The organism is Curtobacterium sp. ZW137 (genome assembly GCF_003762905.1).
Classification (GTDB): Bacteria; Actinomycetota; Actinomycetes; order Actinomycetales; family Microbacteriaceae; genus Curtobacterium.
This window is the reverse complement of record NZ_RJKS01000003.1, coordinates 607,999-626,555: the sequence shown is the minus strand read 5'-3', so window position 1 is coordinate 626,555 and position 18,557 is coordinate 607,999. Positions and strand designations below refer to the sequence as shown.

At 71.4% G+C, this 18,557-nt stretch carries 19 protein-coding genes; 10 read left to right on the top strand and 9 right to left on the bottom strand.

Annotated features, from left to right (window positions below; translation table 11 throughout):
* The first annotated feature begins 101 nt into the window (after window positions 1–101).
* The 4 genes from EDF55_RS12635 to EDF55_RS12620 all read left to right on the top strand — a co-directional run bounded on the left by EDF55_RS12635 (window position 102) and on the right by EDF55_RS12620 (window position 4,249).
* Window positions 102–545: a MarR family winged helix-turn-helix transcriptional regulator gene (locus tag EDF55_RS12635; protein WP_207909549.1), complete on the top strand. Its 444-nt coding sequence runs from the start codon at window positions 102–104 to the stop codon at window positions 543–545.
* 108 nt (window positions 546–653) lie between these two features.
* Window positions 654–2,081, top strand: coding sequence for an MATE family efflux transporter (locus EDF55_RS12630; RefSeq protein ID WP_123655293.1), 1,428 nt, complete (start codon window positions 654–656; stop codon window positions 2,079–2,081).
* Between the two features lie 142 nt (window positions 2,082–2,223).
* On the top strand, window positions 2,224–3,024 hold the full coding sequence (locus EDF55_RS12625) for an HAD-IIB family hydrolase (protein WP_185017373.1): 801 nt from the start codon (window positions 2,224–2,226) through the stop codon (window positions 3,022–3,024).
* A gap of 10 nt (window positions 3,025–3,034) precedes the next feature.
* Entirely contained in the window at window positions 3,035–4,249 is a 1,215-nt protein-coding gene (locus tag EDF55_RS12620) for a glycosyl transferase (protein WP_123655291.1), read from the top strand.
* A 4-nt stretch (window positions 4,250–4,253) separates the two neighbouring features.
* Here the strand turns inward: EDF55_RS12620 and EDF55_RS12615 are convergent, their stop codons facing one another.
* Entirely contained in the window at window positions 4,254–4,793 is a 540-nt protein-coding gene (locus tag EDF55_RS12615) for a TetR/AcrR family transcriptional regulator (RefSeq protein WP_123655290.1), read from the bottom strand.
* A gap of 57 nt (window positions 4,794–4,850) precedes the next feature.
* Here EDF55_RS12615 and EDF55_RS12610 point away from each other — a divergent pair, with 57 nt between their 5' ends.
* Window positions 4,851–5,177, top strand: a complete 327-nt coding sequence (locus EDF55_RS12610; protein WP_123655289.1) for a DUF952 domain-containing protein — start codon at window positions 4,851–4,853, stop codon at window positions 5,175–5,177.
* A 119-nt stretch (window positions 5,178–5,296) separates the two neighbouring features.
* On the opposite strand, the gene EDF55_RS12605 is transcribed toward EDF55_RS12610, so the two are convergent.
* From EDF55_RS12605 to EDF55_RS12595, 3 genes are read right to left on the bottom strand one after another with little or no spacing between them, the layout of a single operon-like run.
* Window positions 5,297–6,607 (bottom strand): ABC transporter substrate-binding protein, encoded by a 1,311-nt coding sequence (locus EDF55_RS12605; RefSeq protein ID WP_123655288.1) that lies wholly within the window; start codon window positions 6,605–6,607, stop codon window positions 5,297–5,299.
* A gap of 54 nt (window positions 6,608–6,661) precedes the next feature.
* Window positions 6,662–7,591, bottom strand: a complete 930-nt coding sequence (locus EDF55_RS12600; RefSeq protein WP_123655287.1) for a carbohydrate ABC transporter permease — start codon at window positions 7,589–7,591, stop codon at window positions 6,662–6,664.
* 9 nt (window positions 7,592–7,600) lie between these two features.
* The gene (locus EDF55_RS12595) at window positions 7,601–8,518 is read right to left on the bottom strand and encodes a carbohydrate ABC transporter permease (protein ID WP_123655286.1); all 918 of its coding nucleotides are present in this window, start codon (window positions 8,516–8,518) and stop codon (window positions 7,601–7,603) included.
* Window positions 8,519–8,655: 137 nt separating this feature from the next.
* Here EDF55_RS12595 and EDF55_RS12590 point away from each other — a divergent pair, with 137 nt between their 5' ends.
* The 4 genes from EDF55_RS12590 to EDF55_RS12575 are packed head-to-tail and all read left to right on the top strand — an operon-like array spanning window position 8,656 to window position 12,981.
* Window positions 8,656–9,882: an ROK family protein gene (locus tag EDF55_RS12590; protein WP_123655285.1), complete on the top strand. Its 1,227-nt coding sequence runs from the start codon at window positions 8,656–8,658 to the stop codon at window positions 9,880–9,882.
* On the top strand, window positions 9,882–10,865 hold the full coding sequence (locus EDF55_RS12585) for an ROK family protein (protein WP_123655284.1): 984 nt from the start codon (window positions 9,882–9,884) through the stop codon (window positions 10,863–10,865). The genes EDF55_RS12590 and EDF55_RS12585 overlap by 1 nt, the downstream gene beginning before the upstream one ends.
* Entirely contained in the window at window positions 10,865–11,890 is a 1,026-nt protein-coding gene (locus tag EDF55_RS12580; protein WP_123655283.1) for a Gfo/Idh/MocA family protein, read from the top strand. Before EDF55_RS12585 ends, EDF55_RS12580 begins: the two co-directional genes overlap by 1 nt.
* Entirely contained in the window at window positions 11,887–12,981 is a 1,095-nt protein-coding gene (locus EDF55_RS12575) for a Gfo/Idh/MocA family protein (protein WP_123655282.1), read from the top strand. Before EDF55_RS12580 ends, EDF55_RS12575 begins: the two co-directional genes overlap by 4 nt.
* Here EDF55_RS12575 and EDF55_RS12570 read toward each other — a convergent pair.
* The 4 genes from EDF55_RS12570 to EDF55_RS12555 all read right to left on the bottom strand — a co-directional run bounded on the left by EDF55_RS12570 (window position 12,953) and on the right by EDF55_RS12555 (window position 16,983).
* Complete coding sequence (locus EDF55_RS12570; RefSeq protein ID WP_123655281.1) at window positions 12,953–14,026, bottom strand: ABC transporter permease; 1,074 nt, start codon at window positions 14,024–14,026, stop codon at window positions 12,953–12,955. The two genes, EDF55_RS12575 and EDF55_RS12570, sit on opposite strands and share 29 nt — an antisense overlap.
* Window positions 14,023–14,904, bottom strand: coding sequence for an ABC transporter ATP-binding protein (locus tag EDF55_RS12565; RefSeq protein ID WP_123655280.1), 882 nt, complete (start codon window positions 14,902–14,904; stop codon window positions 14,023–14,025). The genes EDF55_RS12570 and EDF55_RS12565 overlap by 4 nt, the downstream gene beginning before the upstream one ends.
* Window positions 14,905–15,025: 121 nt before the next feature.
* Window positions 15,026–15,700: a response regulator transcription factor gene (locus tag EDF55_RS12560; RefSeq protein WP_123655279.1), complete on the bottom strand. Its 675-nt coding sequence runs from the start codon at window positions 15,698–15,700 to the stop codon at window positions 15,026–15,028.
* Window positions 15,682–16,983 carry a sensor histidine kinase gene (locus EDF55_RS12555; RefSeq protein ID WP_123655278.1) on the bottom strand — a complete coding sequence of 434 codons (1,302 nt, stop codon included), beginning with the start codon at window positions 16,981–16,983 and terminating at the stop codon, window positions 15,682–15,684. Before EDF55_RS12555 ends, EDF55_RS12560 begins: the two co-directional genes overlap by 19 nt.
* A 103-nt stretch (window positions 16,984–17,086) precedes the next feature.
* Between EDF55_RS12555 and EDF55_RS12550 the strand changes: the two genes are divergently transcribed.
* Window positions 17,087–18,127 carry a carboxypeptidase-like regulatory domain-containing protein gene (locus tag EDF55_RS12550; RefSeq protein ID WP_123655277.1) on the top strand — a complete coding sequence of 347 codons (1,041 nt, stop codon included), beginning with the start codon at window positions 17,087–17,089 and terminating at the stop codon, window positions 18,125–18,127.
* 42 nt (window positions 18,128–18,169) lie between these two features.
* On the opposite strand, the gene EDF55_RS12545 is transcribed toward EDF55_RS12550, so the two are convergent.
* A complete protein-coding gene (locus tag EDF55_RS12545) occupies window positions 18,170–18,526 on the bottom strand; it encodes a VOC family protein (RefSeq protein ID WP_123655276.1) in 357 nt (118 codons plus the stop codon).
* Between the last annotated feature and the right edge of the window lie 31 nt (window positions 18,527–18,557).

Here is an 18,557-nt window from a genome sequence, read left to right as displayed (position 1 = left end):
CCGCCGCACGCCGCGCCCGCCCCGGGCGCCCGCGTCGCCTGCGCCCGCCGCGGTCAGTTCGAAGGTTGACAGTTAGAGCTCGAACACTTAGAGTTCTGATCATGACGCAGCAAGCACCGCACTTCGACTCCCCACTCCAGCTCATGCGCTGGATCGGGTGGGCGCAGCGCAAGGCCGCCGATGAGTGGGTGCGCGACCGCGACCTCACGCACGAGCAGAGCTTCGTGCTCGGCTACCTGCAGCAGAACCCGGGCGCCATCCAGCGCGACATCGCCGAGATGACCCGGACCAGCGCCGCGAGCGTCTCGAGCCTCCTGCAGGGGCTCGAGAAGCGCGGCCTGATCGAACGCCGAGCGGACGCAGCCAACGGCCGCACGAAGCTCGTCCACGCCACACCCGCCGGCATCGAACTGATCGCCGGGTTCACCGACGCGATGCTCGCCCTCGACGACACCCTCCTCGCGCCGCTCACCACGGACGAACGCGACACCCTCCGCACCCTGCTGCTGAAGGTCACCGCGGAGCTCGACGAGCCCACCCGGTAGACCACCGCCCACCCGGGCGCCCCCCCACTCCCATACAAACCATCGCCGCGCCGGCGTCCGTCGGCGCGCGCTCGACCCTGCCCGGAACCGGGAGGGAAGGAGCACACCATGACCACCGAAGCCCTCACCGCCGCACAGAAGAACCGCTGGTACCTCTCCGCCGCCCCGATCGCCAGGGCCCTCGTCCACCTCTGCGTCCCGATGGCCGCTGCGATGGTCGTCAGCGCCCTCTACAACGTCATCAACGCGGGCTTCATCGGCTCGCAGCACGACACCTCGCTCCTCGCCGCGATCACCTTCGGGACCCCGCTCCTCGGCCTCATCATGGCGATCGGCGGCGTGTTCGGCGTCGGCGGCAGCGCGCTGATGTCCCGCCTGCTCGGCGCGTCCGAGAAGGACCCCGCCAAGGCCGGCGAGATCAAGCACGTCGCGTCGTTCGCGGTGTGGGGCTCCGTGATCACCGGCATCGTGCTCGGCGGCATCGGGCTCCTGCTCCTGCAGCCCCTCGTCGGCGTGCTCGGCGCTGACGCCGCAGCCGTCCCCGCCACGAGTGCCTACGTCAGCGTGATGCTCGCCTTCGTCCCCGTCCTCGCCGCCGCGTTCTGCCTGGAGCAGATGGTCCGCGCCGAGGGCGCTGCCCGCCAGGCCATGATCGGCCTCATCCTGTCGACGATCGGGAACCTGGTCTTCGACGTGCTCTTCATCCTGGTGCTGCACTGGGGCGTCGCCGGAGCCGCGCTCGCGGTCGGCCTCGCCAACGCGGTCAGCATCGTCTACTGGGTGCTGTGGCTCGGCAAGCACAGCGAGAACGTCTCCCTGTCGCTCCGCTGGTTCACGCTCCGTCCCGCCGTCCTCAAGCCGGTGTTCGGCATCGGCGTCAGCGAGCTGCTGCAGGCCGGGTTCCTCATCGTGACCACCCTCGTGCTCAACAACCTGGCCGCGCAGTACGGCGACGACCCGCTCGCCGCGATGGGCGTCGCGGTCCGCATCGCCCAGGTGCCGGAGTTCCTGGTGATGGGCGTCACGATCGGTGTGCTGCCGCTCCTGGCCTACGCCTACGGCAAGGGCGACCGAGCCCGCCTCAACTCGGCGCTGAAGGCATCGGCACTCACCGTCGGCGCGATCGTGCTGATCTTCTCGGGCACCGTGTTCGTCTTCCGCGAGCAGGTCTTCACGATCTTCTCCTCGGACCACTCGGTGCTCGCGATCGGCCTGACGATCCTGGTCGCCCAGCTCGTCGCCACCATCGTGAACGGCTTCACCGGCCTCTTCACGTCGCTGTTCCAGGCGGCGGGACTCGCCACCCCGGCGATCGCGATGTCCATGGCGCAGGGCATCCTCTTCATCCCGATCGTCCTGCTCGGGAACCTGTGGTTCGGCCTCGCCGGCATCATCTGGGCCCTGACCATCACCGAGATCCTGGTCTTCCTCGCCGGTGTCGTCATCTGGCTGGCATCGCGCGGTCGGATCGACCGCGGTCTGGCCGAGGGCAGCGCAGAGCGGGCGGAAGCCGTCCTGGAAGAAGCGGCCGCCTGACCGGACGCACCCGATGACGGACGGGAGGCTCGGTGCCGGCTGGCACCGAGCCTCCCGTCCGTTCACCTCTCCGTCACCAGCACGTGGCAGTCTGGTGCGGGGCGTCGCCGCCCGCAGCCCAGCCAGCCGCGAGCGGAGACCGATGCCACCACCCGACCTGATGGTCGTCACCGACCTCGACGGCACGCTCCTCGACCACCACGACTACTCGTTCGACGCGGCCCTGCCGCTGCTCGACCGGCTCCGGGCGGACGGCGTGCCGGTGGTGTTCTGCAGCAGCAAGACCGTTGCCGAGATCACGGCGCTGCAGGAGCGGACCGGGCTGGTCGGTTCGCCCTTCGTCGCGGAGAACGGCGCCGTCGTCGTGGGCCACGACGGCCGCGCCCTCACGGGGCCGGCGGACGGCGGACTCGAGCGGCTCCTGGCAGCGCTCGACGACCTCCGAGGCGCGCTCGACCTGCACTGCGAGACGTTCTCGACCGTCACCGACGAGATCGTCGCGACGTGGACGGGCCTCGACGTGCAGGCCGCAGCAGACGCCCGGCGGCGCGAGGCGTCCGAGGTCCTGCTCTGGCGATCCGAGGACGACGACCGGGCGGGCGAGTTCCGCGCAGGCCTCACGGCAGCCGGGCTCGACCTGGTGCGTGGCGGCCGGTTCTGGCACGTCCTGCCCGCAGGATGCGACAAGGGCGCCGCCGTCCGGACACTCGTCGCCGACCACGAGCGCCGGACCGGGAACACCCCGCGCACCATCGGACTCGGCGACGGGCCGAACGACACCGCGCTCCTCGACGCCGTCGACCTCGCCGTCGTCGTCCGCGGGCACGGTCCAGCACCCGGACCGCTCGCCGACGACCGACCCGAGCGCGTGCACCGCACCACGTCCCCGGCCCCGCAGGGGTGGACCGAGGGCCTCACCCACTTCCTGGGGAACGACCGATGAGGAGCGACCGATGAGCGACTTCCACCAGAACGGCGTCATCACGACGTTCCACGACCTCAGCCGTCGCAGCGCTGCGAGCATTGAGGACGACCTCCGGCGCTTCGCGGAGAAGCGACCGATGAGCCTGATCCTGCCCGCCCTGTACTCGGAGCTCGAGCGCCCGGCGCTGCACCGCATCGTCGACGAGCTCGCCGATGCGGACTGGCTCAGCGAGATCGTGATCGGGCTGGACCGGGCCGACCGCGCGCAGTTCGAGCACGCGCGGGAGTTCTTCGCGCGACTTCCGCAGCGGCACCGGATCCTCTGGAACGACGGGCCGCGACTCCGGGAGCTCGACGCCGAGCTCGAGCGGGAGGGTCTGGCGCCCGGCGAACCCGGCAAGGGCCGGAACGTCTGGTACTGCACGGGCTACGCGCTGGCGTCCGAGCGCGCCGAGTGCATCGCCCTGCACGACAGCGACATCACCACCTACGAGCGCGGCATGCTCGCCCGGATGCTGTACCCGCTGGCGAACCCGGCGTTCGACTACGAGTTCTCGAAGGGCTACTACGCCCGGGTCGCCGATGGCCGGATCAACGGACGCGTCGGGCGGCTGCTGGTCGGCCCGCTGCTCCGCTCGCTCCGCCAGGTCTACGGGGAGTCCGAGTACCTGGAGTACCTCAGCAGCTTCCGCTACCCGCTCTCCGGCGAGTTCGCGATGCGCGCGCACGTCCTCAACGGCCTGAAGATCCCCGGCGACTGGGGCCTGGAGATCGGGATGCTGTCCGAGGTGTACCGCGACTACGCCACCCGCCAGGTGTGCCAGGTGGAGATCGCGGACGCGTACGACCACAAGCACCAGCCCCTCGCCGAGGCGGACGGCAGCGGTGGGCTCGCGCGGATGGGGAACGACATCGTGCAGTCGCTGCTCCGGAAGCTCGCGACCATGGGCGTCCCGCTGACGTCCGACTCGTTCCGGGTGCTCAAGGCGACGTACTACCGGAACGCGCTCGACATCGTGGAGATATACCGGCACGAGGCGGAGATGAACGGCCTCGGGTTCGACCAGCACGCGGAGGAGGCCGCGGTCGAGCTCTTCACGCAGGCGGTCCTCGACGCCGGCACGGCCTTCACCGCCCGCCCGAACGACAAGCCGTTCATCCCGAGCTGGAGCCGCGTCCGCTCGGCCGTCCCCGACGTGCTGGAGCGGCTGAGCGCGGCGGTGGAGGCCGACCAGCACGACTGAGGCGTCACCCGGTGAGCACGGCCGCGACGTGGCGGTCGATCCACTCCTCGGTCGGCGCCGGTTCGAGCCCGAGCAACCGGCGGCGGTGCGGCTCGCCGAGCAGGAGCGTGAAGAGCCGCTCGGCCCGCACGACGTCGCCGTCGAGGTGTCCGGCGAGCCACCGCTGCGCCGCCTCGGGCCCCGTCGCGTAGAAGTCGGCGGCGATCTCCGGCTGCTCGAACGCCACGGCGAGGACCGCACGCTGCAACCCGATCGCCCGGTCGCCGAAGAGCGCGCGGCACACGGCCACCCCGGCTGCACGGGGGTCCGGCGCCGGGACGTCCTGGTACGCGTGCTGGTGTCGGACGACCTCGTGCAGCAGCGCCGGCTTGTCCCCGACGTACGCGTAGACGGTCCGCTTCGTGACCCCGGCCGCCTCGGCCACGGCGTCGAGCGTCGTCGCGTGGTACCCGACCTCGACGAAGGAGGTCGTCGCCGCCGCCAGCACGCGTCCGAGTCGCTCGGCCCGCTCGGGAGCGGTCGGCCGTCCGCGCTTCGTGGTCATGCAACCCAGCGTAGCGAATGATACGGTGCCGTTTCATTCACGACACGAGGAGCACCGTTGGACGACACCGTCATCTGTCACATCGCGATCGCGGACGACTGGGAGATGAGCCGCGGCTTCGGCGAGTACGAGGTCGCGACCCGGGGCGTGCACCTCGACGAGACCGGCTTCGTCCACGCCACGACGCCGGGTCGCATCGACAGCGTGCTGGCCGCGGTCTTCGGCGGCCTGCGCCTCCCCCTGCTGCGCATCGACCTCAGCGTTCCCGGGCTCCGCGGCGCCGGGGTCGAGGTGACGTGGGTGGACGGCGTCCCGCGGATCGGCGGACCGATCCCGATGACCGACGAGGTGGTGCTGTGCGAGACCGCGATCGCCGCGACGTGAGAGGAGACGCGGCGTGCGCAGGAGACGGAACGTGACCAGCGACGGAACGGAGGCCCGGTGCCAGCTGGCACCGAGCCTCCCGTCCGCCGTCCGGTCACCATCTGCGTGACCGGACCGGCTCAGTCGGCCGCGTCCAGGACCGCCTGCGCCTTCTTCTCCGCGGTCGCGAGGGCGTCCGCCGGGTCCTCCTTCAGGAGCATCGCCTTCTCGAGCTCCTTCGAGAGCGCCTCACTGACCTCGCCGTAGGCGACGATCGACGGCCGGGACTTCGCGTAGGCGAGCTCGTCCGCGAACGCCTGCAGGCGCGGGTTGTCCGCGAGGTGCTTCTTCCACGTGGCGTCGTCGTTCGTCGCCGTGTTCGCGGGGAGCAGGCCGGTCGCGATGTCCCACTTCGCCTCGGTCTTCGGGCTCAGCCACCACTGCATGAAGTCCCACGAGGCGTCCTTCTGGGCCGTCGAGCCCTCGAGCAGGTACGAGTTGTTCGTGCCGAGGTTCGCCGCGTTCTCCTTGATGCCGGGGAGCGGGAAGACGCCGACGCTGTCCTTGCCGAGCGCCTCGTCGAGGGTGCCGAGGTCGTACGCGCCGGTGATCGCCATCGCGGCCTTCTTCGCCGTCATGGCGGGCGTGCCGCCGTTCGACGTCGACGTCATCAGCGACTGCGGGTACGCCGAGCCGTCCTCGAGCATGTCGGTCCAGGCCTTCAGCGCGGTCACACCGGCGTCGCTGTTGAACTCGACCTTGGTGTTGTCCTCGTTCATGAACTCGCCGCCGGCGCTCCAGAGCATCGACTGGTACGTGAACACGGGCCACTCACCGGTGCCGATCGGCAGGTACATCCCGTACTGCGTGGTGCCCTTCGTGAGCTTCTTCGCGTCGTCCTGCAGCTCGGCCCAGGTGGTCGGGGTGTCGGTGATGCCGGCGGCCTTGAACATGTCCTTGTTGTAGACGACGGCGTAGTCGCCGATGTCCGTCGGGAGCGTGTAGGTCTTGCCCTCGAACTTGCCGGTGGCGAGCATGCCCTCGGTGAAGCTGTCGGTGGTGATCTTGGAGTCACTGGCGGAGAGGTACTTCTCCAGCGGCACGACCTTGCCCGTCTCGACGACCTGGCCGATCTTCTGCGGCGTGCTGTCGCCGAGGACCATGTTCGGACCGGTGTCGTTCTTCAGCGCGTTGATGAGCTTCGCGTCGAACTGGTCGCTCTGCGCGGCGTACTGCGCGGTGACCTCGACCTTGTCTTGCGAGTCGTTGTACTCCTCGATGAGCTTCTTGGCCTCCTTCGCCTGGTCGCCGGTGTAGTTGTGCCACACGGTGATCTGGGTCTTGCCGTCGGAGTCGCCGCTGTTGCCGGTGACCGAACCGCCGGCGCAGGCCGACAGGGTGACGGCGGCGCCGATGGCGAGTGCTGCCACGCCGAGCATTCGTGAACGCATGGGATGTCCTTTCCGGACCGCTGGGGAGGGGTGTGGTGCAGGGTGTGGTGCGCTTCAGCGCAGACCGCCGGCCATCGCCGACACGATCTGCTTCTGGAAGACCAGGAACACGATGAACACCGGCAGGATCGCCAGGGTGGAGCCGGCCATCAGCAGGTTGAAGCTCTCCGCGGCGTTCGCGGACTGCAGCTGCGTCAAGCCGACGGAGACGGTGAAGAACTCGGTCTTCGAGGCGACGAGGAACTGGAAGAAGAAGTTGTTCCAGTTGTAGACGAACGACAGGACCGCGAAGGACCCGATCATCGGCGTCGCCATCGGGGCCACGACGGACCACATCCGCCGCCAGACCCCGGCGCCGTCCACCCGGCTGGCGTCCTCGATCTCGGCGGGGAACGACGTGAAGAACTGCCGGAACAGGAACACCCCGAGGATCGAGGGGATGTTCGGCACGATCAACCCCTGGTAGCTGTCCAGCCAGCCGAGCGAGGACAGCAGGCTGATGAGCGGGGTGAACACCACCTCGAACGGCACCAGGAGCGCGGCGAGCAGGATCACGAACACGATGTTCTTGCCGGGGAAGTGCAACCGGGAGAACGCGAACCCGGCGGCGAGGCTCGTGACGATCTGTCCGGCCGTGGTGAGCACCGCGACGATGGTGGAGTTGAGGTAGTAGATCCCGAACGGCGCGACCTCGAACACCTGCGTGTAGTTGTCGAACCGCCATTCCCGCGGGAAGAACGTCGGCGGGAACGAGAGCGCTTCGGCCGAGGACTTGAAGCTCGTCAGCACCATCCAGAGGAACGGGCCGAAGAACACCACGACCGCGACGATCAGGATGAGGTGGCGGAGGACCGCCGGACTGGTCTTCCGCCAGCGCGCACGCAGCGGCCGGCGGCGCAGCGGTGGTCGGGTCGCCCCGGTCGGAACCGGACGGGAGGCTCTGGGCACGTTGCCGGTGGGGGCGTCGGCTTCGATCTGGGTCACGTCGGCCTCCTAGGTCAGCTCGATGGGGTCGCGGCGGTTGATGAACCGCAGCTGGATGACGGCGACGATGATGCCGACGAGGAGCAGGACCACGGCCGCCGCGCTCGCGGAGCCACCGTGGAAGAAGACGAAGCCCTGTTGGTAGATGTAGTAGAGGATCGTCTCGGTCGACCCGAGCGGGCCGCCCTGCGTGAGGACGTAGACCTGGGTGAAGACCTGCAGCGCGCTGATCACGCCGGTCACCGCGAGGAAGCCGGTCGTCGGCGCCACCAGGGGCAGCGAGATCGTGAAGAAGCGGCGGACCGGGCCGGCGCCGTCGAGCGTCGCGGCCTCGTGGTAGCTGGCCGGGATGTTCGTGAGCGCGGCGGAGTAGATGATCATCGCGTAGCCGACGCCCTGCCAGACCGAGAACACCATGACACTGACGAGCGCCCACGGTTCGGAGTTGAGGAAGCCGATGGGCGGACCGCCGAGCGCGGTGATGACGCCGTTCACCAGGCCGCCGAGCGGCGACAGGATGAAGCTGAAGATGAGGGCACTACCGACGATCGGGGCGATGTAGGGCACGAAGAGCAGTGCGCGGTAGACCCCGCGTCCGCGGAACGGCTGGGCGAGGAGTGCGGCGAAGAACAGGCCGAGGACCATCGTGACCGGGACGACGATCACCACGTAGAGCGCGGTGTTGCCGGCGGCCTGCAGGAACTCGTCGTCCTGCAGCAGGCCGGCGAAGTTGTCGAGGCCGACGAAGCTGCCCGCGACGCCGGTCGCCGGGTTCCAGTTCGTGAACGAGTACCCGACCGTCTGGACGAGTGGGTACAGGTAGAACAGCGCCAGCAGGATGCTCGTCGGGGCGATCAGGGCGTAGCCCGCTCGACCTTCCTTGCGCTCCAGTGACGACCTGGGTGGTGCTGCGACAGCACTCGGCATCGTGCCTCCTTCGTTCTGCGATGAACGCTAGGAAGGGCGTGTTTCCGACACGTTGCCCGTCGATGACGAAAAGTAAACACTCGATTTCTGCATTACTTCGTTCGAACATCGACGCAACTGCGGGTTAGCATGACGCCATGAACCACCGCCTCTACCAGGACGTCGAGCACGTCCACGGGTCGGTCGGCGACGTCCTCCGGCTGATCCGGACGGGCGACACCGCGTCACGATCGACCATCGCCCGCTCCACCGGGCTCGCGCCGTCCACCGTCGGGCTGCGCGTCGACACGCTCGTCGAGCTCGGCCTCGTCCACGAGGTCGGCGCCGAGGGCTCCCGCGGTGGTCGTCGAGCGCGCCGACTCGAGCTGGACGGGGCCGCCGGGTTCGTCGCGGCCGCCGACCTCGGCGCGAACCACGCCCGCATCGTGCTGAGCGACCTCGCGGGGCGCACGATCACCGACACGGACGACACCGGCGTCTCCGAACCGCTCCCCCGCGCCGACGGACCGGCTGCCGCGGTCGCCGAACTCTGGCGACGCTTCGTGCAGCTCGCCGAGGACGCCGACCTGCCGATGGCGGACTTCCGCGGCGCGGCGATCGGGGTCCCGGCACCGGTCGCGTACCCGAGCGGCCGGATCGTCACGCCGGCGTTCGAGCCGTCCTGGCACGACGCCGCCCTCGGTGCCCTGTTCCAGGAGCACACGGACGCACCCGTCCTGGTCGAGAACGACGCGAACCTGATCGCCCTCGCCGAGCGCTCCGACACCCTGCCCCCGGAGTGCTCGCAGCTCGTCGCCGTGAAGCTCGGCACCCGGATCGGCGGTGGGGTGATCGCCGGCGGTCGCCTGCACCGTGGCGTCGGCGGCGCTGCCGGTGAGGTCTCGCACACGTCCGTCGACGGCGTCTCCGCGATCGGCTGCACGTGCGGCGTCCCGAACTGCCTGGAGTCGGTGGCGTCCGGCGGCGCGATCGCCACACGGCTGCGGGCCGCAGGGCACGACGTCGGCACCACCGGGGACCTGCTCCGGCTCGGGGCGCAGGGCGACGCCGCGGTCGTCGAGGAGCTCCGCGCCGCCGGGGAGCTGATCGGCCGCGTCCTGGCCGGGATCGCCAACTTCTTCAACCCGCGAGAGGTCGTGCTGGCCGGCGCGATGTCCGCCTCGCCCCCGCTCGTCGCGGCCATCCGCAGCGAGCTGTACCGCATGTGCCTGCCGCTCGTCGCCGACGACCTCGAGGTCCGGGCCAGCCGTGCGCCGCGGGACGCCGGGATCCGGGGCGGGGTCGTCCTGGCCCTCGACGAGGTCCTGGCACCCGCACGGATCGACGAGCTCGCCCGCAGGGGCGTCCTGGCCGAGGTCGGCTGATGGCCGTCGTCGCCGTCGACATCGGCGGGACCACCGTGAAGGGCGCGCTCTTCGACGCCGACGGCACCGTGCTCGACCGGGCGACCGTGCCGACGTTCCCGGTCCGGGCACCGTCCGACGCGGCCGCGTCGACGAGCGGCCCCGGGGCCACCGCCGACGCCGGGGGCCCCGCGCTCGCCGCCGTCGTCGGACTCGTCGACCGCCTGGCGGCGAGCGCCGATCGCACCGGCCGCGCCGTCACCGGCATCGGGCTCTGCTCCCCGGGGCTCGTCGACGCCGCAGCCGGCCGTGTCGTGCTCGCGGTGAACCTCGGGTGGGTCGACCTGCCCGTCGCCGAGCTCCTCGCCGACCGGTTCGGCGTGCCCGTCGCGCTCGAGCACGACGCCCGCGCGGCCGCCCGCGCCGAACAGGCCGCCAGGAGCGCGGCGGACAAGTCCGTGGACGAGTTCGTGTTCATCCCGATCGGCACGGGCATCGCGGCGACGATCTTCACCGGCGGCACGATCGTGCACGGCGCCACCGGCGGTGCCGGCGAGTTCGGGCACGTCCCGGTCGTCCCGGGCGGCGAGCTGTGCACGTGCGGCCAGCGCGGCTGCGTCGAGGTGTACGCCTCCGCGGGCAACGTGTTCCGCCGCTACCGAGAGGCGGGCGGCGCCCTCGCGGCCAGCACCCGCGAGGTCGTGGAGCTCGTCGGCACGGACCCCGTCGCGACGCGGGTCTGGGCCGAGGCGATCGACGCCCTCGCCACCGGGGTCGTGATGCTCACCGCCGTGCTCGACCCGAGCGCCGTCGTCATCGGCGGCGGACTCGGCGAGGCCGGCGAACGCCTCCTCGCCCCGCTTCGCACCGGCGTCGCCGAACGACTCGGCTGGCGACCGGTCCCCAGCATCGAGCAGTCGCTCGTCGGGGCGGGTGCCGGACTCGCCGGCGCCGCGCTGCTCGTCGGCACCCCCGTCCAACCGCACCCCGTGAAGGAGTCCTGATGTCCGACACCCCTCCCCGGATCGGCCTCGTCGGCGCCGGCGGCATCGCGTACGCGCACATGCCCGGTCTGCTCCGCCTCGGCCCGGTCACCGTGTACGCCCAGGACGGCGCCCCCGAGCTGGCCGCGGCGTTCGCTGCGGAAGCGGAAGCGGACGGCTCCTCGATCACGGTCGTGGACTCGCTCGGGGCGCTGCTCGACGTCGTCGACGTGGTGGACGTCGTGACGCCGACGTTCGCGCACGCCGAGGTGGTGCGCGCCGCACTCGCCGCGGGCAAGGACGTGGTGTCCGAGAAGCCGCTCGCGCGCACCGACGCCGACGCCGCGGACCTGCTGGACCGTGCGCGGGACGCGGGCCGACAGCTCTACCCGGCCCACGTCGTCCGCTTCTTCCCCGCGTACGTGCGCCTCAAGGAGGCCGTGACCAGTGGCCTCCTGGGCGATCTGGCCGTCCTGCGGTTCGTGCGGTCCGGCGCCTTCCCGACCCGCACCCCCTGGTTCGCCGACCGTGCGCTCTCCGGCGGCATCGTGATGGACCAGATGATCCACGACCTGGACATCGCACGCTGGGTCGCCGGCGAGGTGACGACCGTGTCGGCCGTCGGCGTGCGCACCGGCACGGACGCGGAGCCCGTCGAGGCGGCGCACGTCCTCCTCACCCACGCTTCCGGGGCGATCAGCCACGTCGCCGGGATCTGGGGGCCGCAGCACCTGGCGTTCTCGACCGAGTACTCGGTGACGGGGACCGGCGGCAGCCTGTCGCACCGCTCACGTGACGAGCAGGACTACGTCGCGGACCTCGCGTCGCCGGAGGCGGTCGACGGCTTCCTGCCGCAGGTCGACCCGGCGGACGACCCGTACGGGCTGGAGCTGCAGGAGTTCCTCGGGGCGTTCGCCGGCGGGGACGCCCCCCGGGTGAGCGCGGCGGACGGGGTCGAGGCGGTGCGGATCGCGAACGCGGCGCTGGCGTCCCTGGAGACCGGGCAACCGGTGCGGCTCGAGGTCGCTGCGGAGGTGTCCGCATGAGCGCCCTCCGCGTCGCCGTGATGTCGTTCGCCCACACCCACGCGATCGGCTACCTCGCCGCCCTCGCCGCGATGCCCGGCGTGGAGGTGCGCGGCTCGGACCCGGACGGTGTCAGCACCGGCGACTCCGTCGTCGAGCTGCGCGGCCGCGACCTCGCCGTCGCGCTCGGCGTCGACTACGCGGAGTCGTACCAGGACCTCCTCGCATGGCAGCCCGACGCCGTCGTGGTCACCAGTGAGAACGCCCGCCACCGTGAGCTCGTCGAGCTGGCGGCAGCGGCCGGCGCGCACGTCCTCTGCGAGAAGCCGCTCGCCACGACGTGGGAGGACGGCATCGCCATGCGGGACGCGGTCGAGGCGGCCGGGGTGATGCTCATGGTCGCGTTCCCGGTCCGCTTCGCCTCGGCGTTCGGCAAGCTCCGCGCCGCGCACGACTCCGGCGCGCTCGGGCAGCTGTTCTCGGTCCGCGGCGCGAACAACGGCATGCTGCCCCTGACCCGCGACTGGTTCACCGACCCGGCGCTGAGCGGCGGTGGCGCGATCGTCGACCACGTCGTGCACATCGCGGACATGCTCGAGGGGTTGATGGGGGCGGCTCCCGTCACCGTCACGGCGATCGCGAACCGCACCCTGCACGCGACACGTGCCCGGGCCGAGACCGCCGGGCTCGTCACCATCACGTACGACAACGGCGTGGTGGCCGCGATCGACTGCTCGTGGAGCAAGCCGGACACGTCGCCGGTGTGGGGCGGGCTCACGCTCGACGTCGCGGGGACGGGTGGCACGGTGTCGCTCGACTTCTTCGGGGCGGCCGCGCACGGGATCGCGGCGGAGACCGGGCTGCCGATCGAGTCCCGCTACGGCGCCGACTTCGACCAGGCGATGCTCGGCACGTTCATCGACGCGGTCCGGACGGGCGTGCAGCCCCAGCCCGACGTGCGGGTGGGGCTGCGGACGCTGTCGATCGTGCTGGCGGCACAGGAGTCGGTGCGGACCGGACGGACCGTGACCGTCCCCGCCGACGTGGTCGCGGCCGGGACGGCCCAGGCACCGACCGAGCCGGTCAGCGCCGCATCGCGTCAGCCAGCTTGACCCGGCCGCCGGTGCGGAGCAGCGCGTTCTCGTAGACGCGGGCACCGACGACCACGACGAGGGCGGCCGAGGCGATCACGACGAGCAGGGACACGATCGGCTCCCACCACTCGGCCGTCCCGAGGAAGATCCGCATCGGCATCCCGATCGGGGCACTGAACGGCACGTAGGACATGATCCCGAGGACCGTGGGGTTGTCCGCGGCGAAGATGATCAGGAAGTACGGGATCATCAGCAGCATCATCACCGGGGTGGTCACGCTGCCGACGTCCTCCTGCCGGGAGACCAGCGCCGCCGAGGCCGCGAACAGCGACGCCACGAGCACGAACCCGATCGCGAAGAACACCACGAACCAGAGCATGCTCGGCCCGAGCAGCGTGAACAGGTTGTCCTGACCGGTCACGGCGAGCGTCACGGCGGCCGCGACCGCGATCGCCACCACCTGCCCGAGCGCCATGATGCTGCTGCCGAGCACCTTGCCCGCCAGGAGCGCCCGCGCCGGGATCGCCGCCATCAGGATCTCGACGACCCTGGTGGACTTCTCCTCGACGACGCTCTGCGCGATGGACTGCCCGAACGTCACCGCCGCGGCGAAGTAGACGATGCCGAACGCGATCCCGATGAGCGAGACGAGCCCGGGGGCGATCGCGTTCGGGTCGAGGAGCTCGACGCTCGGCGAGACGCTGAGCGCCTGGACGACGTCCGTCGGTGCGCTGTCGAGCCCGACGACGCCGAACCCGAGCGGACCGGACTCCGGCACGATCGCCGCGTCGACGTCCCCGCTCCGGACGAGCTGCTCGGCGGCCGCACGGTCGTCGACCTCGGTCACGTCGAGACCGCCGGTCGACGGCAGGGTGACGCCGCTCACGACGGCGACCGGGGTGGTGCTCCCGGCGGCGGACTTGCCGACGATGCCGCCGATGACGATCGACGCGACGACCATCAGGAGCAGGATCAGCGCCGAGACCACGAAGGCCTTGCTGCGGAGCCGCGCCTGGATCTCGCGGACGGTGACGAGGCGGACCGCCTGGGTGGTGGAGCTCATCGGACGACCTCCCGGAAGACCTCGCTGAGTCGCGGGACCCGCGGGCCGAACGACCCCACCGTCCCCGTGGTGACCGCCCGCTGCAGCACGCGCTGGGCCACGGACCCGGACGCCTCGAACACGGCGTACCCGCCGTCGAACTCCCGGACGTGCACGCCCGGCTCGTCGCGGAGCCACGCCACGTCCCCGTCGACCAGCAGCTCCCACGCCGCGGGACCCGCCGCACGGCGCAGTTCGTCCTGGGGTCCGGCGGCACGGATGCGGCCGTCGGCGATCACCACGACGTCGTCGCAGAGCCGCTCGACCACGTCGAGCTGGTGGCTGGAGAACAGCACCGGGACCCCGTCGGCGGCGGCTTCGCGGAGGACGCCGAGCACGGTGTCGACCGCCATCGGGTCGAGGCCGGAGAACGGTTCGTCGAGCACGAGCACCTCGGGGCGGTGGGCGAGCGCCGCGGCGACCTGCACGCGCTGCTGGTTGCCGAGCGAGAGCTTCTCCACCGGGTCGTCGGCGTGCGCACCGAGCTCGAGGCGTTCCAGCAGCTCGGCGGTCCGCGCCGCCGCGGCCCGACGGTCGACGCCGTGCAGGCGCGCCAGGTACGTGACCTGCTCGGCGACGGGCATCTTCGGGTAGAGACCGCGTTCCTCGGGCATGTACCCGAAGCGGCGGCGGTCGGCGGGGCCGATGGCCTGGCCGTCGATGGAGACCGTGCCGCTGTCGGCGTCGAGCACGCCGAGCATGATCCGCATGGTCGTGGTCTTGCCGGCGCCGTTGCCGCCGACGAACCCGGTGAGCCGGCCGCGGCCGACCGTGAAGGCGACGTCGTCGAGCACCCGCCGGTCGCCGAAGTGCTTCGTCACCCCGTCGATGCTGAGCATCAGGTCTTCCCCTCTCGGCGGTGGGCTCTCCCACCGCACCACCGACGCTACGGAGGAACCGCGGCGGGGACCTCCCGCGCCGGACGGGCACCGGGCCTCCGTCCCGAGGCGGAGACGCGGGCTACTCGCCGGACCGGACCACCCCGTGCTCGTACGCCCAGACCACCGCCTGCACGCGGTCCCGGAGCCCCAGCTTCTGCAGCACGTTCGACACGTGGGTCTTCACCGTGGCCTCGCCGACGAACAGCTGCCGCGCGATCTCCCCGTTGCTGCGCCCGCGACCGAGCAGCCGCAGCACCTCGGTCTCGCGTTCGGTGAGCCCCGCGATCGGCCCGTCGTCGACGACCACCGCCGGCTGGGACCCGGTCGCACGGCTGATCACGCGACGGGTCACGTCCGGCGCGAGCAGCGCGTCACCGGCGGCGACCGTGAGCACCGCGTCGACCAGCTTCTCCGGGGATGCGTTCTTCAGGAGGAACCCGCTCGCGCCCGCATCGAGCGCCGCGAAGAGCGTGTCGTCGTTGTCGAACGTCGTGAGGACGAGGACCGGCGGCGGGTCGTCGAGCGCGGTGATGCGTCGTGCAGCCTCGAGCCCGTCGACGCCCGGCATCTGCACGTCGAGGCAGACCACGTCCGGACGGTGCTCCTCGACCGCGCGGACCGCTGCGAGGCCGTCGGCGGCCTCGGCCACCACGCGGATGCCCGGCTCCGACTCCAGGATGACCCGGAAGCCGGCGCGGACCAGGTCCTGGTCGTCGGCGAGGACCACGCGGATGGTCACGGGGTCGGCAGCCATGCGCGCACCAGGTACCCTCCCCGGGCGCGGGGCCCGATCTCGATGCGGCCACCGACGGCAGCCACGCGTTCGCGCATCCCGACGTGGCCGAGTCCGCCACCGCGGCTCCGGTCGGTCCCGTCTCCGGACGGCGGACGGGAGGCTCGACTCCCGATCCCGGTGTCGGTCACCTCGACCTCCACCGCGTCCGGCAGGTACCGCAGTCGCAGGTCGGCGCGCGCGTCCGGACCGGCGTGCTTCAGGACGTTGGTCACGGCCTCTTGCGCGATGCGGAACGCGACGGTCGCGACGGTCGGCGGGACCGGGCGTTCGTCCCCGACGACGGTGTACTCGGCCCGGCGACCCGCAGCGGTCGCGGCGGTGGCGAGCTCGGCGATCCGCGCGAGCCCCTCGGTACTCGGGGCGTCGACCGTGCTGCCGTCGACGTCGCGGTCGTCCTCGCGCAGCGTGCCGAGCATCTTCCGGAGTTCCTCGACCGCGGTCCTGGCGCTGTCCTCGACGACGCCGAGGGAGGTGGCCGCCTGGGCCGGGTCGCGCTCGAGCACCCGCCGCGCCGCCCCGGCCTGCACGCCCATCAGCGACACGTGGTGGGCGACGACGTCGTGGAGTTCGCGGGCGATGCGGACCCGCTCGAGCGCGACGGCCTGCACCGCGTTCCGTTCCCGTTCGACCGCGAGTTCGGCGGTGCGCTCGGCCAGCGCGTGCTTCGCCACCGCGGAGGCCCATGCCCGGTTGCCGGAGTACCAGGCGGCACCGAAGTAGACCAGGTTGATGATGATCGACATCAGCGAGTTCGCGATGACGGGCGACACCAGGCCGTCCCCGTCGTTCGGCAGCGCGCTCGGCACCGACCAGCTGAACGAGATCGCGAGGAACAGCCACACGAACATGCCGGCGATGACGACCCACCGGACGATCTCGGCACGCAGCCGGTCCGAGCACCACGCCCCCACCGTGTACAGCGCGATGAAGAGCGTGAAGTTGTTGAAGAAGAGCTCCGGCACGTGCAGGACCTGCATCGCCGCGAACGTCAGGGCGACCACCACGGCGACGGTCATCGGGAACCGGCGGCGGAGCGCGAGCGGTGCCGTGTTCGCCAGCACGAGGAGCACGGAGACCCACCACGGGGCGAGCTCGTCGTAGAAGCCCGTGGACCCGTAGAGGATCGTCGACACCGCCATCCCGAGGGCCAGCGCCGCGGCGAGCAGGGCGTCCTGCCGGTACTCGCGGCGCCCGACCGGCAGCCGCGACCAGTCGTCCTGCGTCTCCCCCGCCGTCACCATGCCGCCAACGGTAGCGGGTGGGGGCGAGCACGCGCGGGGGCGCACGACTACGCTCCACCTACCGGGGCCAGGGGTGACCCCGCGAGGGATCAGGGGCCCTGCCATGACCGCACGACGATGGACGACGGTCGGGATCACGACCGCGATGACACTGATCGGGGTGCTCGTCGCGCCGGCCACCGCAGCGACGGCCGCACCGGCGGACGGAGCGCTCACCGTGATGCTCACCGACCCGGACAAGCAACCGCTCGCGATGGAGGGCGTCGCCGTCGACCTCCGCGCTGCCGACGGCTCGACCGAGGCCTCGGCGACGAGCGACCAGCGCGGACGGCTGACGTTCGAGGACGTGCCGGCGGGCACCTGGACGCTCCACGGTGAGCGCGAGGGCTCGTACGGCTTCGACGACGTCATCCCGGCCGAGCGCACCGGGGTCGTCGTCGCGCCCGGCAGTCACGACGCGGTGGTCCTGGTCGTCCGACGCGGTGCGTCCATCGGCGGCACCGCACACAACCCCTACGGCGCGGACCTGTCCGGCGCAGCCGTCGTCGTCCGCGGCTGGAACACCGGCACGGTCAAGCGCACCGTGACCGCACCCGACGGGCACTACTGGGTGCACGGGCTGCCGAGCGACGACTACAGCGTGCAGGTGAACGCGCACGACGAGACACTCGACTCGTGGCCGGCGCTCCGCAGCCTGTCGTGGGGCTTCCACCGCGACCCGGGCAGCACCGCCGAGCGGACCTACGTCCGGGTCGCGCACCAGGCGGTCGGGCGGACCGAGACCGTCGTGGACGGGATCGACGGCAGCGCGACCCAGGGCGTCTCCCTCGCTGCGATCGTCAACCCGCAGCTCGACACCGACTTCACGAACGCCCGGGTGCACGTCTACGGGGAGTCCATCGGCAGCACCTTCGACACCACGATGACGTACTGGACGCCGGGCCGTGGTGGCCTGTTCGGTGTCGTGCTGAGTGCCGGTCGCTACAAGGTCGAGGTCGTCGGCTGGTCGCCGAGCCAGCGGAAGGACGTGTCGTACTGGTACGGCGGCGAGGGCAGCCGGCCGGTGGCAGATCGCGCCTCGTCGCACACGGTGGTGATGTCCGCCGACCAGAGCCGCACGATCAACTTCTGGAGCACGCGCTGATGCGCGGCCCCTGCTGCCCGCGCAGCCCGGTCGGCCCGTGCGTCAGCTCGCCGGCGGTGCGTACAGCTGCAGGTCGTTGCCCTCGCTGTCCTTGAAGGGGATGATCTTCCCCCAGGGGTGCTCGCTGATCTCGCCCTGGATGTCCGCACCGCGTTCCTTGAGTCCGGCGACCTCGTCCTCGATGCTGCCGTCCGGCTGGAACGACACGACCGCGCCGCCGTCCTGCGCGGGGCCGGCCGACTCGCGGCCGTTCAGCCCGATGCGCAGGCCGTTCGCGTCGATCTCGCTCCAGTCGTCGGACTCGCTCGTGACCTCCAGCCCGAGCGTGTCCCGGTAGAACGCGACGGCGCGTCCCATGTCGGTGACCGGGACCCAGACTGCTGCGACTCCTGTTGCCATGGTGCTTCCTCTCGTCGGTGGTGCTCGTCCG

What these genes read in the sequence shown, in the direction of transcription:
- EDF55_RS12635 (WP_207909549.1), top strand. Translation starts at nt 102, where the DNA reads ATGACGCAGCAAGCACCGCACTTCGACTCCCCACTCCAGCTCATGCGC.
- EDF55_RS12630 (WP_123655293.1), top strand. Translation starts at nt 654, where the DNA reads ATGACCACCGAAGCCCTCACCGCCGCACAGAAGAACCGCTGGTACCTC.
- EDF55_RS12625 (WP_185017373.1), top strand. Translation starts at nt 2,224, where the DNA reads ATGCCACCACCCGACCTGATGGTCGTCACCGACCTCGACGGCACGCTC.
- EDF55_RS12620 (WP_123655291.1), top strand. Translation starts at nt 3,035, where the DNA reads ATGAGCGACTTCCACCAGAACGGCGTCATCACGACGTTCCACGACCTC.
- EDF55_RS12615 (WP_123655290.1), bottom strand. Translation starts at nt 4,793, where the DNA reads ATGACCACGAAGCGCGGACGGCCGACCGCTCCCGAGCGGGCCGAGCGA.
- EDF55_RS12605 (WP_123655288.1), bottom strand. Translation starts at nt 6,607, where the DNA reads ATGCGTTCACGAATGCTCGGCGTGGCAGCACTCGCCATCGGCGCCGCC.
- EDF55_RS12595 (WP_123655286.1), bottom strand. Translation starts at nt 8,518, where the DNA reads ATGCCGAGTGCTGTCGCAGCACCACCCAGGTCGTCACTGGAGCGCAAG.
- EDF55_RS12590 (WP_123655285.1), top strand. Translation starts at nt 8,656, where the DNA reads ATGAACCACCGCCTCTACCAGGACGTCGAGCACGTCCACGGGTCGGTC.
- EDF55_RS12585 (WP_123655284.1), top strand. Translation starts at nt 9,882, where the DNA reads ATGGCCGTCGTCGCCGTCGACATCGGCGGGACCACCGTGAAGGGCGCG.
- EDF55_RS12580 (WP_123655283.1), top strand. Translation starts at nt 10,865, where the DNA reads ATGTCCGACACCCCTCCCCGGATCGGCCTCGTCGGCGCCGGCGGCATC.
- EDF55_RS12575 (WP_123655282.1), top strand. Translation starts at nt 11,887, where the DNA reads ATGAGCGCCCTCCGCGTCGCCGTGATGTCGTTCGCCCACACCCACGCG.
- EDF55_RS12570 (WP_123655281.1), bottom strand. Translation starts at nt 14,026, where the DNA reads ATGAGCTCCACCACCCAGGCGGTCCGCCTCGTCACCGTCCGCGAGATC.
- EDF55_RS12565 (WP_123655280.1), bottom strand. Translation starts at nt 14,904, where the DNA reads ATGCTCAGCATCGACGGGGTGACGAAGCACTTCGGCGACCGGCGGGTG.
- EDF55_RS12560 (WP_123655279.1), bottom strand. Translation starts at nt 15,700, where the DNA reads ATGGCTGCCGACCCCGTGACCATCCGCGTGGTCCTCGCCGACGACCAG.
- EDF55_RS12555 (WP_123655278.1), bottom strand. Translation starts at nt 16,983, where the DNA reads ATGGTGACGGCGGGGGAGACGCAGGACGACTGGTCGCGGCTGCCGGTC.
- EDF55_RS12550 (WP_123655277.1), top strand. Translation starts at nt 17,087, where the DNA reads ATGACCGCACGACGATGGACGACGGTCGGGATCACGACCGCGATGACA.
- EDF55_RS12545 (WP_123655276.1), bottom strand. Translation starts at nt 18,526, where the DNA reads ATGGCAACAGGAGTCGCAGCAGTCTGGGTCCCGGTCACCGACATGGGA.